Consider the following 23,026-nt stretch of genomic DNA (forward strand, 5'->3'; position numbering starts at 1 on the left):
ATAAACTAACTAACAATGACAAAACCTCTAAATGAAAAGTCATCTTCTTGCTGGAACTGCGATGGAGATATTACCTTAGTTACACAACGTCTTAAAGAGATGTTTGTAGAAATGGGACAAAAAACTAGAATTGAAAACGGTCAAAAACCTGCTGAAAGAGCTGTTTTCAGAAAGCAACATGGTATAGCCTATGGTCGTTTTGAAATAAATAAAAATATAGACGAGAAATTTAAAGTTGGAATATTTGCAGGAGATACTTATGAATGTGCCGTTCGCTTTTCAAGTGACACAGGACCAACATCTCCAGATTTACATTCTACCTTAGGGGTAGGTTTAAAATTATTTGGTGTTGACGGACCAAAATTACTAGGTGATGGAACTAATGCTGATTTCATTTTTCAAAATATTGATCGATTTTTTGCTCGTGATGCTAGTCAAATGTGCAGTTTTACTACTGCTGGTGTTATTGATCGTGACTATAGCTCTTATATTGGAAAACACCCTGAACTTGCTAGCATTTTACAAGCCATGACTAAAGAAGAAGCTAGTGTATTAAGCGCAAGTTATTGGGCAATTCTCCCTTTTAAATTAGGTGACTCTCAAATTGTAAAATATCGTTTGGTTCCTGATGATACTTATAAAGGAACCCCTTTTAATGATACAAATTATTTAGGCTTAGACCTGCAACAACGTTTAGTAAAAAAAGAAGCTACTTTTCGTTTTGAAATACAACTAAGAACCAATGACGCTACTATGCCATTGGATGATGCGCAAGTAGTTTGGAGTACAGAAGAGAGTCCATATATATGTATTGCTAAACTACATTTACCTCAGCAAGATGTTTCAAGTATTGGTCAAGCTGAATTTGGAAGTAATTTAGCGTTTAATATTTGGAGAACGTTACCACAACATGAACCATTAGGTTCTATTGCACAAGCAAGAAAAGTAGTATATGCTGCAAGTGCTGAAGCAAGACACCAAGCGAACGGACAGCAATTACACGAACCAAAAAGCATCAATCCAAATTTTGAAGGAAATACTGATGAAAACAGTGACTGCATTGTAAAAGCAGGTATCTATCCTCCTATTGGAGTTATGAGAGTTGGAAATAGCAAAGATGAATACTTTCTTGGGCCTTTAGTTGACAATCCTGAGCCACAAACCGATCCGTATGCGTATAGAGATAAAACTGGTGCTTTAAAAAGACAAGCTGCTCAATTTAGAATTTATGGATTCAATGCAGCTGGTAAAGCTGTAAAAGAATTAACTGCAGAAAACTCTAACATTACATGGCATAGTCATTTATCAAATCAAAAATCTTCATGGTATCAATTCAACATTGCTTTAGATATTCCAGAAGCTGCAGATAGTCCTCCTTCTTTATTACGTAACATAGATGTAAAGGACAGAAACTCTTTATTAATAGATGGTGGGGCTAAATCTATTTCTGGAACAAACATTAAGGATGGTCCTTTTTTTGAAGGAGAATTTTTATCTAAAAAAGTGTATTTAGGGGAAATGCATACCGATGAAAAAGGTCGTTTAATTATGCTAGGTGGACATGGGAAATCAGAAAATATAAATGGAGATATTGCTATTACTTTTGCTAATAATGAAGGTTGGTATGATGACATTTCTGACGGACCTGTTACTGCCGAAGTTGAATATAATGGAAACAAGCTTATAGTAGATCCTGCTTGGGTTATTTGTGCACCACCTGATTATGCACCGATGCAAAAGTCAGTACGTACTATGTGGGATTTAATGCGTGATGTAGCTGTAAAATCTAAAATGTTAGTTCGTCCTACAAGACCGTCTTTCACTAAAGATATTTTACCTATTTTTCAACGTATGACTGATTTACAATGGGTAAATGCAGGTTTTGCCGGTGCTTTTGGATTTGGAGGACAATTTAACTACACCACTAACGAATGGATTAAACGATTAGGAAACCCATCTTCTGCATATATGGAAATGCGTAGAACAATTTCAAATAATTTCCGTCGATTTGATGTTACAGGTGCTGAAGCACCTCAATTATGGCCTTGGTTATATGGTGATGCTATTAGTATTCCGTCAACAGGTTCTGTTCGTCAACATGCCACATTATCAAATTTACAGTTAGAGTTTTTAGACCAATGGGTTAAAGGAGATTTTGATGCCGATTATATAGATATGACAGGATGCCCACACACACCAAAAGCTCAATCAATAGATGACTTACCTATAACTGAACAACCAGATATGCTTACCAAAGCTGCAATGGAGTTTTGTTTAGCTGATGCTTTTCATCCTGGATGTGAAATGACCTGGCCTATGCGTTCTTCAGGAATGTACATGGCTCCTTTCCGAATTAAACACGCTCCAAAAACACCTCCAGTTAATACTATGTATTATGGACCTATCATGAATAATGAAGTACTCCCTTTAGCTAAAGGACCTATTTTAGGGGGACAAGTAGCTGGTAGTATTACTCGTTGGATGGCTATTCCTTGGCAAACTGATACTGCAAGTTGTAGAGATGGTTATACCAGTGAATATGACCCATATTTACCAACATTTTGGCCTGCTAGAGTTCCTAATAATATTTTAAATGAAGAACGTTATGAAGAAGCTGTTGACACTAATCTATCTGAAGAAACTCGTATCCAAGCTTTTAATTACCGTACTGAATGGCTAGATAATCTTCCTTTAGATGGTGCATCTCCAACCTATACGAATCAAATTAACAGTATGGTTAAATATTTTGATAAACTAGCAGTTGTTCAAAAACGTCCTGGAGTAACTCATGATCCTAATTTCCCTAAAGAAATGCAAGTTGGAATTACACCTACTCCTGAGCAAGAAGCTACATTATTAAAAGCTACTCTAGCAGATTTAGATACTATTTTAAATAGTAGTCATACTTTAAATGATGCTACTAAAAATATACTAAACGCAGCAGTAGATAAACTTTCTCATGACAACCTTTTAAACGAACAATTCTTATTAGAAGGAGCTAAAGGTGAATTACTAACGTTAGTAGAAGATGAATTAACAAAAGATTTTACTCCATCTTCAAACGTTACTAACACCATTAATCTTATTGCTTCTAAATTACATACAATGAAACAATCAGACTCACATCAGCAAGAAGTTTCTAAAAAAGTAGAAGTAGGTATTCCTGAAAAAATGACACGTTTTTCAAGATATACTCCTAAATAAATTACTTTTATAATTATTCAATAAACACAATCTTGTAAAAGTATTACAAGGTTGTGTTTAAAAGTAAATTAAATATTAACTCTTTTAACACTCACTTTGTGAGAAAAACAGATATACTTATTATTGGCGGAGGTATTGCGGGTTGCATTGCTGCAATCTCCTTAGCTAAGGATTATAATGTTACTTTAATAGACAAACAAATAACTCCTTCTGATCGAATTGGTGAATCATTAGCTCCTGCTGCCCAAAGAATTTTAAAGAAACTAGATCTTTTAGAAAATGAATCAGATGAATTTAAACAAACATTATTTAGTAATAACCTTGGTATGCAATCATACTGGGGAAGCAATCAACTTCATATTGTAGATCATCTTAAAAATCCTGATGGGTTTTCTAAAAGCTTAGATAGGGCAAAATTTGAAACATACCTCAGAAAAAAAGCATTAGACAGAGGTGTTCTTTGTTTATGGGGAATACGTCTTTTTAATAGCGTTTACGAAGAAAATATATGGAGAGTAACCGGTAAATCTGATAATTTAAAAAACAGAACTACTCATGTTATTGAAGCAAGTTTTGTTATAGATGCTACAGGAAGACAATCTCACTTTGCAAAAAGTATAGGAATTAAACGAATTCAATATGATAAATTAATTTCATGTTGGATAAGTATGCCTAATACCAATATAAACACTATGAGTACTATTATTGCTGAACAACAAGGTTGGTGGTATAGTGCAGTTTTACCTAATAATACCAGAATTATTTCTTTTCAAACTGATTCAGATATCATAGATAAAGCGATACTTAAAAATTCTGAATCTTTTTTAGCACTTCTTAAAACGAATCAAATAATGAGTTCGTTAATACCTAAAAATAAAAAAGATATTACTTTTCATGGAACTGTTAGTGCTAATTCAACACGTTTAGAACAGGTTGCTGGTAAACAATGGATTGCTTTAGGAGATGCAGCTATTAGCTTTGACCCTTTATCTTCTCAAGGTATGTTTAATGCAACGGCTAATGCTATGCAAGTTAAGGACCTACTAACAAATTTTAATATTATTAATGATTTTAGCTTAGCTAAAATGGAAAACTTCAACAATACTTATTCAAATCAAATAGAGCATGTGTGGAGTCACTATTTAAAGCATAAAAATTTATTTTATAAAGCAGAAGCAAGATGGAAAGAAAGTACTTTTTGGAAAAGGAGAAACTCCTAACCTTTTATTAAATTAAAACTAGGCCTTTAAAAAAAGAAAGTTTAATTAGAATGTTTATTTAGCCATGAGATTACATTTTTATTAAAAAAAGCTGCGACATTTAACTTTTGTTCAACAAAACCAATAATGTTTTCATTTCCTCCATGATGAACTCCAATAACAAAATATCCATCTTCATCTTTATACCATAAAGGAGCTCCGCTATCTCCTTGACAAGTATACATTGGATACCCAATAATTGTATTTCTATCATTAATTTTTATAGTAGAATACAATGCATTTTTCTCTATTAATTCTCCTTTAGAATCACATGGGAATCCTGTTAAGTGTAACCTTTTATTATTTAATTCGTAATTATTTAAATACTTAAAAAAAGTTACATTCCTAACATATTTATTAGGGTTTGTAATTTTAATAATTGCAATATCATTTTCAACTCCCTTATTTTTTTCTTTATATAAAAAAAACTTAAAATCTTTTTTCTTTAAAACAATATTTTCTCCTCCTATACTATAAGATATTTTAGTAATACCTTTATTAATGATATTATGTTTAGCTGTTACAATGATATTTTCTTTAATAAAAGAACCTGTTCCACTAAATCCGTCATGAAAAAAATGATACCATCTCTTAACAGTAAACTTTATAATTGAGTTATAAGGATCTGTTTTTTTTACATTACTATCCAATATCACTCTATTTCCTTTTCACTCCTCTTCACCAGTACAAATACAATTTTGAGCTGTTATACGTGTATTTATACAAAACACTATAAATACCAATAAATAAAAATTTACCTTCATCTGTTTACTCTATTATAAAAATTTACAATACAATTTATTTATTATTATTTACTTTTAAATACTTAGTACTAGCGATATTTCAAAAGCCAGTAACTTTAAACATTATAACAAAAAACAAACCTCCTCAACCATGTATTTAGTTGGGGAGGTTTTGTAAAGTCAATCTTAAAAACTTTACTTCAATCTATTCTCTATAAACTCTTTTACTTCCTGTTTCGCTTTTAGCATTTCAACTTCATCAGATGTTTTTCCTTCTGCTCTTTTTATAAATGAATCGAACAGGTGACTCATATAAATTGGTGAAGTATCACTAGTATAACTTACAGCATTATGACAGCTAAAGCAATTAGCTAATGTGTTTACATTAACATCTTTTAAACTACTTTTAAAAGTTTGTGTGTAAGTTTCCATTGTAACATTTGCACAATTTAAAGAACCTCTCGCTACTGATCCAGGTGTCCCGCTTCCTACACTATATTTTAACTTCACTAATAATTCAGCTTGTTGTTTTGATGATAATCCATCAGTATCAACCCAAATAGAACCGTTATAAAAATAATTTGCCCATACATCTTTTAAATTCTTTTTTACACAATTGTTAATATTTACTATGTTTTCGAAATTTACAGGCTCTTCTTGACTTGTTTTCATAAATCCTCCTGTAGAATCTCTAGGTACACCAAACTTAAAAATATCGTATACTTTATATAATGTTGATGCTTGTTTTTTAATCGTATCCCAATAAATACCATTAATTCCTGTGGTACTACCTTTAGCAAATAATAACTTATCTGAAGATGAACTTGCTTTATCTTCTTTCCAATTATAATTTGGTGCTAAATCATAATTCTCAAAAGTTGCCCAAATAAATTCAGGATGGTTTTCTACTACTCCAACAACATGCATTCCTAATAAAGCCACTTCTTTATTGGTAAAATTCCCTTTTCCATCATCTACAGCTCCAACCGTTGTAAAATAATTAGCACGTTTATTTACAGGAATTGCATCAATAGAAGTCCAAGAAACTTTTAACTCTAATGATCCAACTGGAAAAGATGATAAATTATCTTTAGCTAATGTTCCATTTAAAATAGAGTCTTTAAATTTTTCAGCTGCGTTTTTTAATGTTGGTGAAACATGAATTGAATAAAAAACTGTCTCTTCTTTGTTATGTGCATTATTATATGCTGGATTTGTTCTTAAAATTCCTGATGAACCAGCTTGTGCAGTATCTTCTAAAACCACAGATGCTCCAGGCACTGGTGTTACACTTCCCAAGTGAGAATCTACTTGATACATTTTTTTTGGGTTTAAAAATAATGGTAAAGTATCTCCAACATACAATGGAACTTCCTTTCCATCTAATTTTACTAGCAATTTCTCTATTTGATATTCAGGTTTTGTTACCCATAAAAACTTTTGCCATGACCATTGATGAAAAATAGCATTTGTAGTACTTATTGTATCAAACGGACTGCCTATTCCCTCTTCTGGAGCAGGTGTTTGAGAATGTGGAAACCAATTGCTTTCACACAAGCTTTCTATTTCTAACTTATTATAAGCTACTTCAGTTTTTACTTTTATTTGTTCTTTTTCTTTCTTTTTACAAGAGTTTAAAAACACCAAGCTCAAAATGAGCATAGTTCCTAAAGCTAGTTTAAATGATAATTTCATGATTGATTAGTTTTTGATTGTTAAACAAAGTTCTAAATTTTAACAACCTTTTATTAAAAAAATGTCATGAAACCCTAAATTACAGTTATAAAAAGAGTTATTTTAATATCAAGTGTATAAATAGTTACCTTTTGAAAGTAAAAAAGTTGCTTACATAGTATCATAAGCAACTCTCTTAGTATTACATAACTTTATAAAATCGATTTTAATTATTCATATAAAAAATATTTCATTGATCTAGTTTTCCTGATAATGATGACACCTGTAATTCCAATCTTTTTATTTCTCTTAATACCGCATTTTTATCCATTTGTAACCATGCAAAAATTTTCAACATGCTAACTCCTAATAAGAACACAACTGAACCTAACGCCCATTTTATTAACTCTTTTGTTTCTTCTGATTCAAAAAAATGAATAGTACAATACACAAACAACCCAAAAAACACAAGAGTCATAATGTTCATTAAATACATAATCCATTTATTTTTTCCTTGAAAAAGCCCTCCCACCATTTGAAACATATTTTGTTCCTCTAACTCTTCATAAAATTTAGCTTCTTCTTCTGATAATGTTTCCTTTATTAATTTATCTATATCTTCTATATTATTCATAATTTATATGTTTTAAAATTGTTTTTAATTTCTCTCTTGCATGAAACAATCTAGATTTAGCAGTTCCTACAGAGATATTTATTAATTCGCTAATTTCATTTAAAGAATAATTTTGTGTGTAAAAGAGTTGTATCACTATTTTTTGATTTTCGGGTAACTTTTGAATCCCTTCTCTTAATCTTTTCTTATAAATAGATTCTTTATTTTCAGGTCCCTCAGTACAAATATTTACCGTATTATCTTTATAATATTTCTCTAATTTTAATTTTCTTTTTTTATTTAAACGTAAATAATCTATAGCTTTTCTTTTTACAATACTAATAGCCCAGCTTTTAAACTTATCTGGTTCCTCTAAATTTTCTATTTTCTTTAAAATCACCTTCCAACTTTCTTGAGCTATATCTTTTGCTACATCAGCATCTTTAACATACCAAAAAGCTAGTTTACAAAATTGTAAATGCCATTTTTTGACCAAAAAAGAAAATGCTTCTTTCTTTCCTAATTTATAGGCCAACACTAATTCTTTATCTGATGAATTATTATTATTTTTCATAATCGATTACAATACATAGACGCCCAAAAAGTTAAAAGGTTCAATTTAATTTTAAAAATAATAATTAATGTTTATGTTTAAAGTACTTCAAACAATATCTTTTCCTAATTTTGCAAACCATAAAATATTTACAATGCCACGTAGAGAACGAAATAAATTTGTTAAAAAAAATCAGGATTTAGAAATATTAATTGAAGATTATGCTTTTGGAGGAAAAGGAATTGGTCGAATTCGTTCTGATGAAGGAGTTTTTGTAGTCTTTATTCCTAATACCTTGCCTGGTCAATTGGTAAAAGCACGTGTTGTGAAATCTAAAAAAAACTATGCGGAATGTAAGTTAATTGAAGTTTTAAAACCTTCAGATAATGAAATAGAAGTTCCATATCAAGATATTCCTGGGGCTCCTTACATTCAATTACCTATAAATTTACAACACCAGTACAAAAAAGAAAGTACACTATCTCTTTTTAAACGTATTGGTAAAGTTTCTAACATAGAAGATTTATTTGATGAATTTATAGCTTCTCCAAACGTATTTCATTACCGTAACAAAATGGAATATGGTTTTTCGGCAATTGGTTATGATCGAAAAAACAAAACTGATATAGATGAATTTACATTAGGTTTTAAACGTCGCGGTACTTGGTGGATGGGTGATAATTTAGACAAAGATTCTGGCTTATTCGATAAACTGGTTGAAGACAATCTAAAAAGTATTAGAGAATATTGCCAAGAAACTAATTTAGCTCCTTGGCATGGCCCAAAAAAAGAAGGTTTTTTCAGATACTTTGTAGTTCGCAAATCATACAAAACTGATGAATTGCTATTTAACTTAGTTACTACATCTTACGATTTACCCAAATTTGATTTGCAAAAATTCGCTCAATTTTTAAAAGATATTTTCGGAGAACGTTTAGCTGGATTATTACATACAATAAATGATGAAGTTGGAGATAGAACAATTGCCACTTCTGGAAGTATTGACTTGGTATATGGAAAAGAGAAAATAGTAGAAGAGTTACTTGGATTAAATTTTGAAATCAGCATGAAAAGCTTTTTTCAAACAAATCCAAAATCTGCTGAAAAATTATATACTAAAGTAGTTGATTATGCTTTAGAAAACAAAGAAGCTATTGACAATACTGTGGTTATGGATTTATTTTGTGGTACAGGTACCATAGGACAAATTATAGCTTCAAATTCTAAAAATGCAAAAATTGTAGGAGTTGATATTATAGCTTCTGCAATTGAAGATGCTAAAAAGAATGCTAAAAGAAATAACATAGAAGGCCTACAGTTTTATGCTGCTGATGTTGGTAAATTCTTATACGAACATCCTCAATATAAAAATAAAATAAGAACCATTATTTTAGATCCTGCACGTGCTGGAATTGCACCAAAAACACTTAAAAAAATCATAAATTTAAATGCAGAAAGAATGGTTTATGTATCTTGTAACCCAGCAACACAAGCTCGTGATACTGAAGAACTAATGAAAGCTGGATACCAGCTTAAAAAAATTAGTTTGGTAGATCAGTTTCCACACACAGCACATATAGAAACTGTTGTTTTATTTGAAAAATAAATTTAAATGAAAAAATACATCTACATTATAATTATAAGTTTTATGGGACTTTCTTCTTGTGAAAAAGATGATTTCTGTACTCAAAATCCTGTAACGCCTAGTTTAATATTACGTTTTCATGATAAAGATGATGTTACAAAGAAAAAAAGTGTAGAACGTTTTTCTATAATTGCTGTTGGAAAAACCGATAGTCTTTTTGTAGACAGAAATACTGATTCTATTGCTATTCCTTTAAATGGACTAGATACCAAAACGGTATATACTTTAAAAATGAATGATGTAGATAATATAAAAACAAACAATAAAATAGCTACTTTAACTATTAATTATACTACAGAAGAAGAATACATTTCTCGTTCATGTGGTTATCGATTTATTTTTAAAGATATTACTTTAACGAGCTCAACACCTTCTTGGATAAATAGTTTATCTACTAAAGATGTTTCTATTATAAACAATCAAATTAAAGCACATGTACAAGTATTTCATTAGTTTTTGTTTAGTTTTTGTTTTTACGAATACCTACTCTCAAAAAAAACAAAAAAAAACAGTAAAAAAAGATACTATAACGTACAAAACTGGGTATGGATTACGTATTGGTGTAGATCTAAGCAAACCAACACTCTCTTTCGTTGATAAAAGCTATAGCGGATTAGAACTTGTTGGTGATTATAGAATTACAAAAAAATGGTATGTTGCTACAGAATTAGGGTATGAAAAAGAAATTAGTTTTGAAGATTTTACAAACTCTACCTCTAAAGGAAGCTATATAAAAATTGGCGCAAATTATAATGCTTATCAAAATTGGCTGGATATGAATAATGAAATTTATATTGGAGCTAGATACGGATTTGCTTTATTTGATCAAACTTTAAATAGTTACACCCCAAATGTTACTAATGGTTCAACTACTCCATATTTTCCTGCAAATACAATAAACACTCCAGTAACTGATACTGGTTTAACAGCGCATTGGGCAGAAATTCAGTTAGGAATAAAAGTAGAAACTTTTAAAAATTTATTTTTTAGTGCAGGTTTTTCTTATAAAATTTTACTTAGCATTGATGATCAAAAGAATTTCAAAACATTATATGCTCCTGGTTTCAATAGAGTTTTTGAAAATAATACAGGTTTTGGTTTTAACTATACAATTTCTTACTTAATACCTTTTGTTAATAAGTAATTTATTAGCATACGCTTGATTTTACTACCTTTACAAAGTAAAAAAGTTAAACTTATTAACAATGAATAAAATCCCTAGCGTAAATTTAGAAGACTTTTTATCTAACGATGAAACTCGTAAACAAAAGTTTATTGATGAAATAGGACACGCTTATGAAAATATTGGTTTTGTAGCCTTAAAAGGACACTTTTTAAATGACAAACTAGTAGAAGGTTTATATACAGAAATTAAAAACTTCTTTGAACTACCAGTAGCAACAAAACAAAAATACGAAGTACCTGGAATTGGAGGTCAAAGAGGCTATGTTTCTTTTGGAAAAGAATCTGCTAAAGGAAAAAAAGAAGGTGATTTAAAAGAGTTTTGGCATTTTGGTCAATATGTTGAAGACAATCCAAAATTAGAAAAAGAATATCCTGAAAATGTTAATGTAGAAGAGCTTCCTAACTTTAATGAAGTAGGAAAAAAAACATATCAAATGCTTGAAAAAACAGCTAAATATGTACTTCGTTCATTAGCTTTACATTTAGGACTTGAAGAAACGTATTTTGATCAATATATCAAAAACGGGAACAGTATTTTACGTCCAATACACTACCCTCCTATCCAAGAAGAGCCAAAAGGAGCTGTTAGAGCTGCTGCTCATGGTGACATTAATTTAATTACATTATTAATGGGATCTCATGGTAAAGGCTTACAAGTACAAAATCACAAAGGAGAATGGATTGACGCTATTGCAGAACCAAATGAATTAATGATTAATGTTGGTGACATGTTATCTCGACATAGTAATAATAAATTAAAATCAACCATTCACCGTGTTGTAAATCCTCCAAAAGAAATGTGGGGTACTTCTCGTTATTCGATACCATTTTTTATGCATCCTATTTCAGAGATGAAACTAGATGTATTAGATAACTGTATTGATGATAACAATCCAAAACAATTTGAAGATATTACTGCTGGTGATTTTTTAAACGAACGTTTGCGTGAGTTAGGATTAATAAAGTAATAATGGATATACAAGATCAACTTAAAAACCTGTTTCCTGATCATAAATTTGAGGAAAAACCTGTTGAAGAAAAACCTGATGTTTGGCTACAAGAAGAACCCATACTTTGTAAATATGAAAAACGTAAAGGTAAACCTATTACTATTTTAGATGGTTATAATGGAGCTACAAGCGACTTTAAAAAACTAGCTAAAGAAATTAAAACTAAACTAAGTGTTGGTGGTAGTTATAAGGATGATAAAATAATAATCCAAGGAGATTACAGGAATGAAATAATGGAAATTTTAAAAGCCAAAGGCTTTAAAGTAAAAAGAGTTGGAGGTTAAACAAAAATGCTGAGAAAAAAAGTTTCTCAGCATTTTTGTTTTTACATTTTTTGTTATATCATTACAAAGTGTTAAAACTCATTTAATTAATAATAACGGCAAAAAATAAACGTTTATTATATATTATTAAGAAATATTATCAATTATCCCCAATAATTATGGCATCTTCTATATTACACATTACAAACGGAGACAGTACTACCCAAGTATTAAATAAACTAAATTTTAATGGATCAATAATTACATGGCGTGAGATGTTATGTGAAGGAAAAACATCTATTGACGTTGGTAGTGAGAACTTTTGGAAAACTCGCTTTGATTTTTTAAAATCTTCTTATAAAGTTTCAAAAAAAACTTTTATTGATTACACCTTAAAAGAATACAGAAATCTTTGTAATCAAAAACAACAAGATGAAATTGTATTATGGTTTGAATATGATTTATTCTGCCAAGTAAATATGCTTGCTGTTATAAGTTGGTTAAAACGTTACAGAAAAGGAAGAAAAATATCATTAGTTTGTAGTGGTGAAATAGAAGGTAAAAAAGGATTATTTGGTTTAGGTCAATTAACAAATACTGAATTAAAAGAACATTATAATAAAAGAGTAGTATTAACTCAAGATGATATTGAGTATGCTGATTATATTTGGCAATTATATTGTTCAGACAGTCCCCTACGTTTAGAAACAGTTCATCAATACAACCCTATGTCACCTTTTGTATATCTTGAAGCTGCTATTAAAGCACATATTCAAAGGTTTCCTTCAATTAAAAATGGATTAAATAAAATTGAAAACTCTATTTTAGAAATTGCCAATCAGCAACATTTTAAAAATAAAAATGAATTAGTTGGCTCAATTTTGGCTTCACAAGAAGTATATGGATTTGGTGATACTCAATACTTTAACAAACTGCAACAATTAAAAAAACTGTTCACTTCCTTTGACCCCGTTAAACTAAGTAAAATGGGAAAAAAAGTATTAAATGACCAAGTAAATTACTATGGTCAAATACGTTCTGATTTTTCGTATCTTGGCGGTTCTAAAAAATATAGCTACTTGTATATAAACAATACCAACAAGCTATTAAAAATAACATCATAAATGAGCATACAACATTCTGAACTAATATTAAATTCAGACGGAAGTATTTATCACTTAAATTTAAGACCCGAACATATTGCTACTGACATTATTTTTGTTGGTGATCAATATAGAGTAGATAAAGTAACAAAACATTTTGACAGTATTGAATTCACTACTCAAAAACGTGAATTCAAAACAACTACTGGAACCTATAAAAATAAACGTTTAACAGTTATTTCAACAGGTATTGGTCCTGATAATATTGATATTGTTTTAAATGAGTTAGACGCTATCGTTAATATAGATTTAGAAACACGTCAAATAAAAAAAGAACATACTTCTTTAAATATAACTCGAATAGGAACCTCAGGGTCTTTACAAAATGATATACCTGTTGATAGTATTTTATTAAGCTCTCATGCTTTGGATTTAAATGGAATGTTACATTCTTATCAAATTGATAAAATTACAACACCAGAAATAGAGAAAGCTTTTATTAACCATACCAATTGGTCTGATAAAAAAGCAACACCTATTATTATTGAAAATGGGAAGTTATTAGAACAAAAACTATATTCTAATTCTATTTATAAAGGAATCACTGCAACTGCAGGTGGATTTTATGGACCTCAAGGAAGAGTCCTTAGGTTAGGTTTACAAGACGCTAATTTAAATACTAAAATTGATAGCTTTAACTATAACAATAATAGAATTACAAACCTAGAAATGGAAACCTCAGCAATTTACGGATTATCGAAGTTGTTAGGTCATAACGCTATTTCTATGAATGCAATTATAGCAAATAGAGCTACCGGTACTTTTAGTAAAAACCCTAGCCAAATAATTGAAGATTTAATTATCTATACGTTAAACAAATTAGTAGAGTAAATGCTTAATTTAAAAGTTGGTGGTGTACCGGAACATTTTAATTACCCATGGTACATTACATTAAAAAATAAAGAATACACAAAGCATAATATAAATTTGCGTTGGAAAGACTATCCAGGTGGTACTGGAGAAATGTGTAAAGCTTTACGTTCTGGAGAAGTTGATATTGCAATTGTACTTACTGAAGGAATCATTAAAGATATTATAAATGGTAATCCTTCTAAAATTACCCAAACTTATGTAAAAAGCCCTTTGATTTGGGGAATTCATGTTGGTGCAAAATCTAATTTTAAAGAAATTCGAGATTTAGAACACGCTACCGTTGCGATAAGTCGATTTGGATCTGGCTCTCACTTAATGGCAATTGTGAATGCACATAACAATGGATGGGATATTGATAAGTTAAAATTTAAAGTAGTTGGAAACTTACAAGGAGGTATTGATGCCTTAACCAATGGAGAAGCTGATTATTTTATGTGGGAACATTTTACTACAAAACCTTTGGTTGACAGTAATATTTTTAGGCGTTTAGGAGATTGTCCAACACCTTGGCCTTGTTTTGTTATTGCTGTTCGTGATGAAATTTTAGAAAACAATTTTGAAGAAGTAAAAAAAGTTTTAAATATTATAAACTCTTGTACTGAAGACTTCAAAAAAATAAAAAACATTGATAAAACACTAGCTATCAGATACGAACAACAAGAAAAAGACATAAAAGAGTGGCTTTCTATAACTGAATGGAATGATGGAAAACCTGCTTCAAAAAACTTAATTACACGTATACAAAATAAAATGGTAGCCTTTAACGTTATTGAAACGAAAGAAGATTCTGGTAAATTAATCAAAAATATGTATATTTGATTTTTAAAATATTAAAAATGAAAAAAGTAGTATTTATTGCAATTTGTATAGTTAGTTTATTAGGTTTTTCTTCTTGTGGTAGCACAAGCCCTTGTGGTTTAGCTAAAACTGATCAAACAAAACAAAACTCTCATCAACAAGAGGTTGTAGTTGCTGAAGCAACTGCCGAATAGTTGATTTCTTTATTCAAATTCAATAAATCCGCTTAAAAAGCGGATTTTTTATTTTTAGTCTTATATTCACGCTATGAAAAAGACATTAAAAAAAATTGTATTTACTATTCTAATACTATTTTTTACTTTTTATTTAACAGACCTGTATTTACTGCGAGGGTATTTTACACCAGCAATTATATATTCATTTTATAAAGAAAATGCAGAGATTGGAAAAGAAGTTAAAAATAAAAACTGCTCTCTGTCTATTGAAAAAAAAGACAACTCCTTTCTCATAAATTTTGAAAATAGAAGTATAAATCCTTATTTAGTTTGGACTTATAGATACGACAAACTATTTTATGAAGTTAATGATTCAATTTTTTTTTTCATTTAAGAGATAAATTTAATTTCCCACAATACAATAATGACTATGAATACGGTCTTGAATGTGGAGCAGGAGAATTTTCTATCAACCCTTTAGAATCCTTTAAAATAAAAAAATCATACAAAGAGTTCGTAAATTCAATTTATTGGAGTGGCGTACACCAATATAATTCAAATCATGATACCGTCAAAGATCTAATTTATAATAAACCTTTATTATTAACCGATCGTAAGAAAAAGTTCAAAATTTTTAAAAGAAATGATTTAAAACCAACAGATTCAACAGAAGTCTCTTTGTATATCCCATTATTTAGTTTCGATCATAAAGAACTTTTTTATGTCAAATCAAATTCAGTGCGAATCTCTTATTTAGACATTATTGAGAATCTAACAATACACGAAAAGAAAATACATAAAGATTTTCGAGAATTTTAATTCTTCTTCTTTAACATTGGAACAAACTTAAAATCTCCTAATTCATGTTTTTCAAACTCTTTAGGTGATTTACGTATAAACAATGTCATTACTTGTTCAGTATCACCAACAGGAATTAACAACATACCTCCCACTTTAATTTGCCCTAACAAAGCTTTAGGTACAAAAGGAGCCCCTGCTGTAACGATAATTTTATCAAAAGGAGCTTGTTCTGGTAATCCCTTATAACCATCTCCAAAAATAAATCGTTTAGGTCTATACCCTAATTTAGGTAAAAACAATGATGTTTTTTTAAACAATTCGTGTTGACGTTCTATAGAATACACCTCAGCTTTTAACTCTAATAAAACAGCAGTTTGATACCCTGACCCTGTACCAATCTCTAATACTTTGTCACCTTCTTTAATTGCTAACGTTTGTGATTGAAAAGCAACTGTATATGGATGAGAAATAGTTTGTTCAGCAGCGATTGGAAATGCTTTATCTTGATACGCATGTGCTTCAAAGCTACTATCTATAAATAAGTGCCTCGGAATTTTACGAACAGCTTTTAAAACTTTTTCATCTATAATTCCTTTTGCTTCTAAAACGTTTGCTAATTGGTTTCTAAGTCCTTGGTGTTTGGTAGTATCTCTCACTAATATCCTAATTTCAGTGGGCTAAAAATAGTAATAAATATCTTTAAAAGTGTATCTTTGTTAGCGTTGATTTTTTTCCAAAAATCACTAACTAAAAATAACACTTTCATTACGAGGATACAACCCATAAAAATAATTATTAAAAAGATTGTTTTTATCTTCTAAGTAATAAAAATAAATATAAAATATGTTAAAAGCTGGAGTTTTAGGAGCAGGTCATTTAGGTAAAATACACTTGCGTTTATTACAACAATCAGAGAAATATGAATTAATAGGATTTTATGATCCTTTTACTGAAAATGCACAAAAAGTTGCTAAAGAATTTGGATATACCCTATTCAATTCTATAGCTGAGCTTATAGATGCTGTAGATGTTGTAGATATTGTAACACCTACTCTTTCACATTTTGACTGCGCACGACAAGCCATTGAAAAAGGAAAACATATTTTTATTGAAAAACCTATAACCAATACAGTATTGGAAGCTGAATCTATAAGAACTTTAGCTAGTCAATTTCATGTAAAAGGACAAGTGGGTCATGTTGAACGTTTCAATCCTGCTTTTACTGCTGTAAAAGACATGATTGATACTCCAATGTTTATTGAAACTCATAGATTAGCTGAATTTAACCCAAGAGGTACTGATGTTCCTGTTGTTTTAGATTTAATGATTCATGATATTGATGTTATTTTATCTGTTGTAAAATCAACTGTAAAAAATGTGCATGCAAGTGGTGTTTCTGTAATTTCAGACACTCCAGATATAGCAAATGCTCGAATTGAATTTGAGAATGGATGTGTTGCTAATTTAACTGCTAGTAGAATATCTATGAAAAACATGCGTAAATCTCGCTTTTTTCAAAAAGACGCTTATATTTCTGTTAATTTTTTAGAGAAAAAGTCTGAAGTAGTTAGAATGAAAGATGTACCAGAAAAACCAGATGAATTTGCTATGATTTTACAAAACGCAGAAGGTGTTAAAAAGCAAATTTATTTTGATAACCCTGAAGTAACAGAAAATAACGCGATTTTAGATGAGTTAGAGTCTTTTGCTGATGCTATTAACAATAACACTACCCCTATTGTTTCTTTACGTCAAGGTACTGAAGCTTTACGTGTAGCACAAATGATTATTGATTGTTTTTAATCCTTTATACTAAGTAAAAATATTCAAGACAAACAAACGAAATTAAAATAAATTATTCAACTGAATAAAAACAAACTACAACACATGAAAAACATAGCCGTAATTGGAGCTGGAACAATGGGAAATGGAATTGCACATACTTTTGCGCAATTTGGATATAATGTACAATTAATTGATATTTCACAAACTGCTTTAGATAAAGGTTTAGCAACTATTACTAAGAATTTAGATAGAATGGTAGCTAAAGAAAGAATTTCAGAAGATGATAAAAATAATACATTAAACAACATCACTACTTTTACAAGTATACAAGATGGTGTTAAAAATGTAGATTTAGTAGTTGAAGCTGCCACTGAAAACGTTGATTTAAAATTAAAAATTTTCAAAGACATTGACGCAGCTTGTGGTTCTGACACTATTTTAGCTACAAATACTTCTTCTATTTCTATTACACAAATAGCAGCTGTAACTAGCAGGCCAGAAAAAGTTATTGGTATGCACTTTATGAATCCTGTACCAATTATGAAGTTAGTTGAAATTATAAGAGGATATAATACAACTAATGAGGTTATGGAGGTTATTGTTGATTTAACTAAAAAAATCAAAAAAGTTCCTGTTGAAGTTAATGATTATCCTGGTTTTGTAGCTAATCGTATATTAATGCCAATGATTAATGAATCAATTGAAACTCTTTATAATGGAGTTGCTGGTGTTTCTGAAATTGATACTGTAATGAAACTTGGAATGGCTCATCCTATGGGACCTTTACAATTGGCTGATTTTATTGGTTTAGATGTATGTTTATCTATTTTAAATGTAATGTACGATGGGTTTAAGAATCCTAAATATGCCCCTTGCCCACTATTAGTAAATATGGTTATGGCTGGAAAACTAGGCATTAAATCTGGAGAAGGTTTCTATGACTATAGTGAAAGTAGAAAAGCTGAAAAAGTAGCAAAGCAATTTTCATAATTCATAACTTATTTTTATGATATCTCAAAGATTAAAAGCTTTAAGAAACTATATGGCGTCTAAGAAATTAGACGCTTTTATAATTCCATCAACAGATCCTCATCAATCTGAATATGTGGCTAACCACTGGAAGTTACGTGAATATTTTTCAGGTTTTACAGGATCAGCAGGTACACTAGTGGTAACTAAAGATATTGCTGGTTTATGGACGGATTCTCGTTATTTTTTACAATTTGAAGATGAATGTAATGATAGTGAAGTAATACTTTGTAAACAGTCTATTCCTCATGCTCCAGAACATGTTGAATGGATTTGTAACCTACTTAATGAAAACACCATAATTGGTGTTGACTATCGTCAATTTTCAAAGTCTCAAATAGATTACATACTAAGCTTTACCTCTACTAAAAATATTCAGCTACAAAACGAACCAAAATTCACTGATGGTATTTGGACAGACAGGCTGGCTTTACCTAATTTCCCTGTAGATGTCCATCCTATAGAGTTTTCAGGAGAAACTACTGCTTCGAAAATTGATAAAGTTCAAACTGAAATAAAAAATCAAGATGCGCAATACTATCTATTTTCTTCTTTAGATGAAATAGCTTGGCTATTTAATATTCGCTCAAGCGATGTAGATTTTACACCATTAGTAACAGCTTATGCTTTGGTAGGTGCAAATACTTCTATTTTATTCTGTAATAAATCTCGTTTTTCGCAAAGTGCTATCGCCACTTTTGGCGAATTAAATATTTCTGTTCAAGAATATGATACTGTAGTTTCTTTACTTAATGAAGTACCTAAAGAAAAAACTATTATTACTGATCCTTCTACCTTAAACTATTCATGTTTTAATGCTGTTAGTGGTCGTTTTATTTATCAGAACTCTATTGTTAAAGAATTAAAAGCTATTAAAAATGAAATAGAAATTGAAGGTGCTAAAAACTGTATGTTAAAAGACGGTGTGGCACTTACCAAGTTTTTTATTTGGTTAGAACAGGAGTTAGAAAATAGAGAAATTTCCGAGTATGAAATTGGTAGAAAACTAGATAACTTTAGACAACAACAAGAATACTATACTGGTGAATCATTTGCTGCAATTGTTGGTTACAAAGGAAATGGAGCTATTATTCATTACACAGCACCAGAAGAAAATTCTGCAATGGTTAAAAATGAAGGGATATTATTAGTTGATAGTGGAGCACAATATAAAGATGGAACTACAGATATCACTCGTACTGTTTGGTTAGGAGGCACTCCTTCAACAGAACTAAAAACAGCGTATACTAGTGTTTTAAAAGGGTATATTGAGTTAGAACAACTACAGTTCCCTATAGGAACTACTGGTGCTCAAATAGATGCTTTTGCTCGTATGCATTTATGGAAAAACGGATTAGATTATCCACATGGTACAGGTCATGGTATTGGAAGCTATGGTATGGTACATGAGCCCGCACAAGGTTTTGCAACTGGAGCAACTACAGCAAGAGGTACAACACCTCATTTATCTCACCAACTAACCACTATTGAACCTGGATGTTATGTAACTAATCAATTTGGTATTAGGACCGAAAACATTGTTGTTTCAAAAGTTGTAAAGGAAACAGCATTTGGAAAGTTTTTAGGTTTCGAAGCGTTAACCTTATGCTATATAGATACTAACTTATTAAACTTAGAACAATTAAGTACTTCTGAAATTAATTGGTTAAATAACTATCATCAATTAGTTTCTGATAAACTATCTCCTCTTTTAAATGAGAAAGAAAAACAATGGTTACAACAGAAATGTAAAGCGTTATAAATAAAAAAACAGCCTATTAAAGGCTGTTTTTTTATCTAACTTTACTAAATGCTTCTTCTAATTTACTTTTATCAAAACCTTTTAAATAGCTAGTTAATATTAATTTTTGTTTATACATTAACTCTAGTCCATTTAATGATTTATCATCATCAATTATCAAAAAATCAGAAACTTTAGTTTCTTTAATAAATTTTAAAACTTCATCCTTTCTATTCTTACAATTATCATAAGTAGGCAAAAAACCTTTTATCGAACTTTTAATATTTCTATTTTTAAAAATTAAATTAAATTCCTCTAATTTTTTCACCGTTCTTCTTGTTGAACTTAACCAAATCTCAAATTCAGCCATTGATAAAAGAATATTTAAATTATTAATACAATCTTTATTAAATTTAGAATAACCATCAGTATCTATCTCATCAGCTTTCCACATTGGAGTAGTTATTAAAACTCCATCTAAATCTAAAATCAAAGTTATTTTTGGCATTACTTATTTTAATAATTATATATAATCAAATATAACTATTAGTGTCTAGATATTTATTTTAAAAATATACTTAAATAAATTATGGCCCCTCTATTTTTCACCTCTTTTATAATATGCTATTATACTAGCTTTGGCTAATGAATTATTCCATAAATAATAACCAACTACTGCAGGATTTGTATTTTTATTTAACCCTAATGATTCAGTTTTTAAAGCATATACTGTAATAATATATTGATGTGTTCCATGGCCTTTAGGAGGACATGGTCCACCATATCCAGTAACTCCATAATCAGTAACACTTTGTACGGCTTTCTTTGGTGTGAGTTTTAATTTTAAATTACCAGCTCCAGAAACTAATTCACTAGTAGTGTTAGGAATATCAAATACAAGCCAATGCCACCAACCACTGCCTGTTGGTGCATCAGGATCATACATAGTTACCGCAAAACTTTTCGTTCCTTCAGGTGCATTTGTCCATGCTAACTGAGGTGATTTATTTTTACCTGTACAACCAAAACCATTAAACTCTTCTTTTTTTGTTGCTTCTCCTCCTAAATCTTTACTTGTTAAGGTAAATGTATTTTGAGAAAAAGTAGTTGTGGATAATCCAAGTAGTACTAATAAAATAAAATTTAGTTTCTTCATAATATTTGTTTTTAATTATATCTACAAAATTATGAGCAAAAAGGCTAAATAGTATATTTAGTATAGTTCAAAAAGTGTTGTTAAAAGTTCAACTTAATTAATATTGTTTTGGGGTCACTCCAAACTTTCCTTTAAAAGCCTGAATGAAACTCGATAAACTTTCATATCCAACCTCTTCAAAAATCTCTGTTGGTCTTTTAGATTCATTTTTTAATAAAAAGGCGGCATGTTCAAGCCTTTTATCTTGAAACCATTTACTTGGTGAAGTATGAAAGTATTTTTCAAATTCTCTTTTAAAAGTTGAAACACTCATATTTGTTAAAAAAGAAAGCTCTTTAATAGTTAGTTTATTTAACTTATTCATTTCAACTGTTTGAATGAATTTTTCATGTTGACTATCAACTTCATTTACTAATGAATGTAAAAAACTCACTCCCTTGATTTCTACAAGGTAAAGAAGTACTTCTTCAAACTTCACCTCTAACATCTTTTTTTGCAGAGATATTGATAGTTTAGATATTTCTAATAGACTATCAACAAACCTATTTAAAAAAGAATCATAATCAAATGAATTTGTAGAGTACCTAGTAGTTTTCTTTGTTAAATTAAACTCAAATTTTCTAATAAATTTTAATACATCTTCATTAGAAAAAAACAACAATATACTTCTATAAGATTCAGAAACATTAGAAAGTTTTTCTGTCATCAAACAGTTTCCTGATTTCATTAATAGAAATTGCGAATTATTTATAGTACAAGAAGAATCATCAAAGAAAACTTCCTTTGTTCCCTCTTGAAGAAAGCTAAAAGTATTTTTATTCAATACTATTTGTTGTTTAGAGACCTCCTTGTTACTATTATAGTCATAAATACTGACAGACATAGAAGAATTCAAATTTAGCTCATCAGGTAAAATGATTGTATTCATTCTAGTTTATATAAAGGTTTGGAATCATTTTTACTTTTTCGATATTTTCTTTAAAACATCAATTGCTTTATCTGCATCATTTTTATCTACAAAAATATGATCGTGATAATACCCAGCTATTACATTACAACTAATGTTATTTTTTGCTAATTCTGTTGAAAAGATTGCTGTTAAACCAACTGCATCAAGCGATGAGTGAATTGTAAGAGTTATCCATGAAGCTATATAATCATACTTCAATTTTAACTCATCAGCTTTTTTCTTTTCTATAACAATAGTTGTTCCTTCTTTTTCTTTAAATTCACAAATAGTATCCTTTCTTTTAATAAAACTTTCATCTTTTATTGTTGAAAAAACATAATCTCCTTTATTTAATTCTGGAGTCATTCCTTGTATTAATTTAGATAAATCTTTCTCTCCTGACATT

The 23,026-nt window shown here is 29.7% G+C and carries 24 protein-coding genes; 15 read left to right on the forward strand and 9 right to left on the reverse strand.

Annotated elements, in window-relative coordinates:
* The first annotated feature begins 15 nt into the window (after window positions 1-15).
* Complete coding sequence (locus tag ACKTTQ_RS08490) at window positions 16-3,204, forward strand: LodA/GoxA family CTQ-dependent oxidase (protein ID WP_408048949.1); 3,189 nt, start codon at window positions 16-18, stop codon at window positions 3,202-3,204.
* Window positions 3,205-3,302: 98 nt separating this feature from the next.
* Window positions 3,303-4,424: an NAD(P)/FAD-dependent oxidoreductase gene (locus ACKTTQ_RS08495; RefSeq protein ID WP_408048950.1), complete on the forward strand. Its 1,122-nt coding sequence runs from the start codon at window positions 3,303-3,305 to the stop codon at window positions 4,422-4,424.
* A 41-nt stretch (window positions 4,425-4,465) separates the two neighbouring features.
* Here the strand turns inward: ACKTTQ_RS08495 and ACKTTQ_RS08500 are convergent, their stop codons facing one another.
* From ACKTTQ_RS08500 to ACKTTQ_RS08515, 4 genes are all read right to left on the reverse strand, one after another.
* Window positions 4,466-5,119, reverse strand: a complete 654-nt coding sequence (locus tag ACKTTQ_RS08500) for a trypsin-like serine peptidase (protein WP_408048951.1) — start codon at window positions 5,117-5,119, stop codon at window positions 4,466-4,468.
* Window positions 5,120-5,401: 282 nt separating this feature from the next.
* Window positions 5,402-6,901 carry a hypothetical protein gene (locus ACKTTQ_RS08505; protein WP_408048952.1) on the reverse strand — a complete coding sequence of 500 codons (1,500 nt, stop codon included), beginning with the start codon at window positions 6,899-6,901 and terminating at the stop codon, window positions 5,402-5,404.
* Window positions 6,902-7,130: 229 nt separating this feature from the next.
* Window positions 7,131-7,514 (reverse strand): DUF6768 family protein, encoded by a 384-nt coding sequence (locus tag ACKTTQ_RS08510; protein ID WP_369813928.1) that lies wholly within the window; start codon window positions 7,512-7,514, stop codon window positions 7,131-7,133.
* A complete protein-coding gene (locus ACKTTQ_RS08515) occupies window positions 7,507-8,067 on the reverse strand; it encodes an RNA polymerase sigma factor (protein WP_408048953.1) in 561 nt (186 codons plus the stop codon). Before ACKTTQ_RS08515 ends, ACKTTQ_RS08510 begins: the two co-directional genes overlap by 8 nt.
* Window positions 8,068-8,200: 133 nt before the next feature.
* On the opposite strand from ACKTTQ_RS08515, the gene rlmD reads away from it, so the two are divergent.
* From rlmD to ACKTTQ_RS08565, 10 genes are all read left to right on the forward strand, one after another.
* On the forward strand, window positions 8,201-9,652 hold the full coding sequence (gene rlmD, locus ACKTTQ_RS08520) for a 23S rRNA (uracil(1939)-C(5))-methyltransferase RlmD (protein ID WP_408049030.1): 1,452 nt from the start codon (window positions 8,201-8,203) through the stop codon (window positions 9,650-9,652).
* A gap of 6 nt (window positions 9,653-9,658) precedes the next feature.
* Complete coding sequence (locus tag ACKTTQ_RS08525; protein ID WP_093871647.1) at window positions 9,659-10,144, forward strand: DUF6452 family protein; 486 nt, start codon at window positions 9,659-9,661, stop codon at window positions 10,142-10,144.
* On the forward strand, window positions 10,125-10,835 hold the full coding sequence (locus ACKTTQ_RS08530; RefSeq protein WP_408048954.1) for a DUF6048 family protein: 711 nt from the start codon (window positions 10,125-10,127) through the stop codon (window positions 10,833-10,835). The genes ACKTTQ_RS08525 and ACKTTQ_RS08530 overlap by 20 nt, the downstream gene beginning before the upstream one ends.
* 61 nt (window positions 10,836-10,896) lie before the next feature.
* Window positions 10,897-11,844 carry an isopenicillin N synthase family dioxygenase gene (locus ACKTTQ_RS08535; RefSeq protein WP_408048955.1) on the forward strand — a complete coding sequence of 316 codons (948 nt, stop codon included), beginning with the start codon at window positions 10,897-10,899 and terminating at the stop codon, window positions 11,842-11,844.
* A gap of 2 nt (window positions 11,845-11,846) precedes the next feature.
* Complete coding sequence (locus ACKTTQ_RS08540) at window positions 11,847-12,170, forward strand: translation initiation factor (protein ID WP_093871650.1); 324 nt, start codon at window positions 11,847-11,849, stop codon at window positions 12,168-12,170.
* A gap of 158 nt (window positions 12,171-12,328) precedes the next feature.
* On the forward strand, window positions 12,329-13,273 hold the full coding sequence (locus ACKTTQ_RS08545) for a DUF1835 domain-containing protein (RefSeq protein WP_093871651.1): 945 nt from the start codon (window positions 12,329-12,331) through the stop codon (window positions 13,271-13,273).
* The gene (locus tag ACKTTQ_RS08550; RefSeq protein WP_299134967.1) at window positions 13,274-14,143 is read left to right on the forward strand and encodes a nucleoside phosphorylase; all 870 of its coding nucleotides are present in this window, start codon (window positions 13,274-13,276) and stop codon (window positions 14,141-14,143) included.
* A complete protein-coding gene (locus tag ACKTTQ_RS08555) occupies window positions 14,144-15,004 on the forward strand; it encodes a substrate-binding domain-containing protein (protein WP_408048956.1) in 861 nt (286 codons plus the stop codon). It abuts the gene before it with no gap.
* 17 nt (window positions 15,005-15,021) lie between these two features.
* On the forward strand, window positions 15,022-15,177 hold the full coding sequence (locus tag ACKTTQ_RS08560) for a hypothetical protein (RefSeq protein ID WP_158530857.1): 156 nt from the start codon (window positions 15,022-15,024) through the stop codon (window positions 15,175-15,177).
* A 73-nt stretch (window positions 15,178-15,250) separates the two neighbouring features.
* Complete coding sequence (locus ACKTTQ_RS08565; protein WP_299134974.1) at window positions 15,251-15,553, forward strand: hypothetical protein; 303 nt, start codon at window positions 15,251-15,253, stop codon at window positions 15,551-15,553.
* 421 nt (window positions 15,554-15,974) lie between these two features.
* Here the strand turns inward: ACKTTQ_RS08565 and ACKTTQ_RS08570 are convergent, their stop codons facing one another.
* Entirely contained in the window at window positions 15,975-16,616 is a 642-nt protein-coding gene (locus ACKTTQ_RS08570; RefSeq protein WP_408048957.1) for a protein-L-isoaspartate(D-aspartate) O-methyltransferase, read from the reverse strand.
* Between the two features lie 187 nt (window positions 16,617-16,803).
* Between ACKTTQ_RS08570 and ACKTTQ_RS08575 the strand changes: the two genes are divergently transcribed.
* The 3 genes from ACKTTQ_RS08575 (at window position 16,804) to ACKTTQ_RS08585 (ending at window position 20,536) form a co-directional block, all read left to right on the forward strand.
* Entirely contained in the window at window positions 16,804-17,763 is a 960-nt protein-coding gene (locus tag ACKTTQ_RS08575; RefSeq protein ID WP_093871655.1) for a Gfo/Idh/MocA family protein, read from the forward strand.
* Window positions 17,764-17,847: 84 nt separating this feature from the next.
* Window positions 17,848-18,735, forward strand: coding sequence for a 3-hydroxybutyryl-CoA dehydrogenase (locus ACKTTQ_RS08580; RefSeq protein WP_299134978.1), 888 nt, complete (start codon window positions 17,848-17,850; stop codon window positions 18,733-18,735).
* Between the two features lie 16 nt (window positions 18,736-18,751).
* Window positions 18,752-20,536, forward strand: a complete 1,785-nt coding sequence (locus tag ACKTTQ_RS08585; protein ID WP_408048958.1) for an aminopeptidase P family protein — start codon at window positions 18,752-18,754, stop codon at window positions 20,534-20,536.
* Between the two features lie 31 nt (window positions 20,537-20,567).
* On the opposite strand, the gene ACKTTQ_RS08590 is transcribed toward ACKTTQ_RS08585, so the two are convergent.
* The 4 genes from ACKTTQ_RS08590 to ACKTTQ_RS08605 form a co-directional block, all read right to left on the reverse strand.
* The gene (locus tag ACKTTQ_RS08590; protein WP_408048959.1) at window positions 20,568-21,023 is read right to left on the reverse strand and encodes an HAD domain-containing protein; all 456 of its coding nucleotides are present in this window, start codon (window positions 21,021-21,023) and stop codon (window positions 20,568-20,570) included.
* 90 nt (window positions 21,024-21,113) lie between these two features.
* Window positions 21,114-21,671 (reverse strand): YbhB/YbcL family Raf kinase inhibitor-like protein, encoded by a 558-nt coding sequence (locus tag ACKTTQ_RS08595; RefSeq protein WP_408048960.1) that lies wholly within the window; start codon window positions 21,669-21,671, stop codon window positions 21,114-21,116.
* Window positions 21,672-21,768: 97 nt separating this feature from the next.
* On the reverse strand, window positions 21,769-22,599 hold the full coding sequence (locus tag ACKTTQ_RS08600) for a helix-turn-helix domain-containing protein (RefSeq protein ID WP_408048961.1): 831 nt from the start codon (window positions 22,597-22,599) through the stop codon (window positions 21,769-21,771).
* Between the two features lie 30 nt (window positions 22,600-22,629).
* Complete coding sequence (locus ACKTTQ_RS08605; RefSeq protein ID WP_093871661.1) at window positions 22,630-23,025, reverse strand: ACT domain-containing protein; 396 nt, start codon at window positions 23,023-23,025, stop codon at window positions 22,630-22,632.
* Window position 23,026: the final 1 nt, after the last annotated feature.

This window comes from Tenacibaculum halocynthiae (assembly GCF_964512825.1).
Classification (GTDB): Bacteria; Bacteroidota; Bacteroidia; order Flavobacteriales; family Flavobacteriaceae; genus Polaribacter; species Polaribacter halocynthiae.

Bases quoted from the DNA above. Each gene is read 5' to 3' on its own strand.
- ACKTTQ_RS08530 (WP_408048954.1), top strand. From the start codon at position 10,125: ATGTACAAGTATTTCATTAGTTTTTGTTTAGTTTTTGTTTTTACGAAT.
- ACKTTQ_RS08525 (WP_093871647.1), top strand. From the start codon at position 9,659: ATGAAAAAATACATCTACATTATAATTATAAGTTTTATGGGACTTTCT.
- ACKTTQ_RS08605 (WP_093871661.1), bottom strand. From the start codon at position 23,025: ATGTCAGGAGAGAAAGATTTATCTAAATTAATACAAGGAATGACTCCA.
- ACKTTQ_RS08585 (WP_408048958.1), top strand. From the start codon at position 18,752: ATGATATCTCAAAGATTAAAAGCTTTAAGAAACTATATGGCGTCTAAG.
- ACKTTQ_RS08535 (WP_408048955.1), top strand. From the start codon at position 10,897: ATGAATAAAATCCCTAGCGTAAATTTAGAAGACTTTTTATCTAACGAT.
- ACKTTQ_RS08510 (WP_369813928.1), bottom strand. From the start codon at position 7,514: ATGAATAATATAGAAGATATAGATAAATTAATAAAGGAAACATTATCA.
- ACKTTQ_RS08575 (WP_093871655.1), top strand. From the start codon at position 16,804: ATGTTAAAAGCTGGAGTTTTAGGAGCAGGTCATTTAGGTAAAATACAC.
- ACKTTQ_RS08550 (WP_299134967.1), top strand. From the start codon at position 13,274: ATGAGCATACAACATTCTGAACTAATATTAAATTCAGACGGAAGTATT.
- ACKTTQ_RS08560 (WP_158530857.1), top strand. From the start codon at position 15,022: ATGAAAAAAGTAGTATTTATTGCAATTTGTATAGTTAGTTTATTAGGT.
- ACKTTQ_RS08490 (WP_408048949.1), top strand. From the start codon at position 16: ATGACAAAACCTCTAAATGAAAAGTCATCTTCTTGCTGGAACTGCGAT.
- ACKTTQ_RS08555 (WP_408048956.1), top strand. From the start codon at position 14,144: ATGCTTAATTTAAAAGTTGGTGGTGTACCGGAACATTTTAATTACCCA.
- rlmD (WP_408049030.1), top strand. From the start codon at position 8,201: ATGCCACGTAGAGAACGAAATAAATTTGTTAAAAAAAATCAGGATTTA.
- ACKTTQ_RS08580 (WP_299134978.1), top strand. From the start codon at position 17,848: ATGAAAAACATAGCCGTAATTGGAGCTGGAACAATGGGAAATGGAATT.
- ACKTTQ_RS08505 (WP_408048952.1), bottom strand. From the start codon at position 6,901: ATGAAATTATCATTTAAACTAGCTTTAGGAACTATGCTCATTTTGAGC.
- ACKTTQ_RS08540 (WP_093871650.1), top strand. From the start codon at position 11,847: ATGGATATACAAGATCAACTTAAAAACCTGTTTCCTGATCATAAATTT.
- ACKTTQ_RS08595 (WP_408048960.1), bottom strand. From the start codon at position 21,671: ATGAAGAAACTAAATTTTATTTTATTAGTACTACTTGGATTATCCACA.
- ACKTTQ_RS08565 (WP_299134974.1), top strand. From the start codon at position 15,251: ATGAAAAAGACATTAAAAAAAATTGTATTTACTATTCTAATACTATTT.
- ACKTTQ_RS08600 (WP_408048961.1), bottom strand. From the start codon at position 22,599: ATGAATACAATCATTTTACCTGATGAGCTAAATTTGAATTCTTCTATG.
- ACKTTQ_RS08515 (WP_408048953.1), bottom strand. From the start codon at position 8,067: ATGAAAAATAATAATAATTCATCAGATAAAGAATTAGTGTTGGCCTAT.
- ACKTTQ_RS08545 (WP_093871651.1), top strand. From the start codon at position 12,329: ATGGCATCTTCTATATTACACATTACAAACGGAGACAGTACTACCCAA.
- ACKTTQ_RS08590 (WP_408048959.1), bottom strand. From the start codon at position 21,023: ATGCCAAAAATAACTTTGATTTTAGATTTAGATGGAGTTTTAATAACT.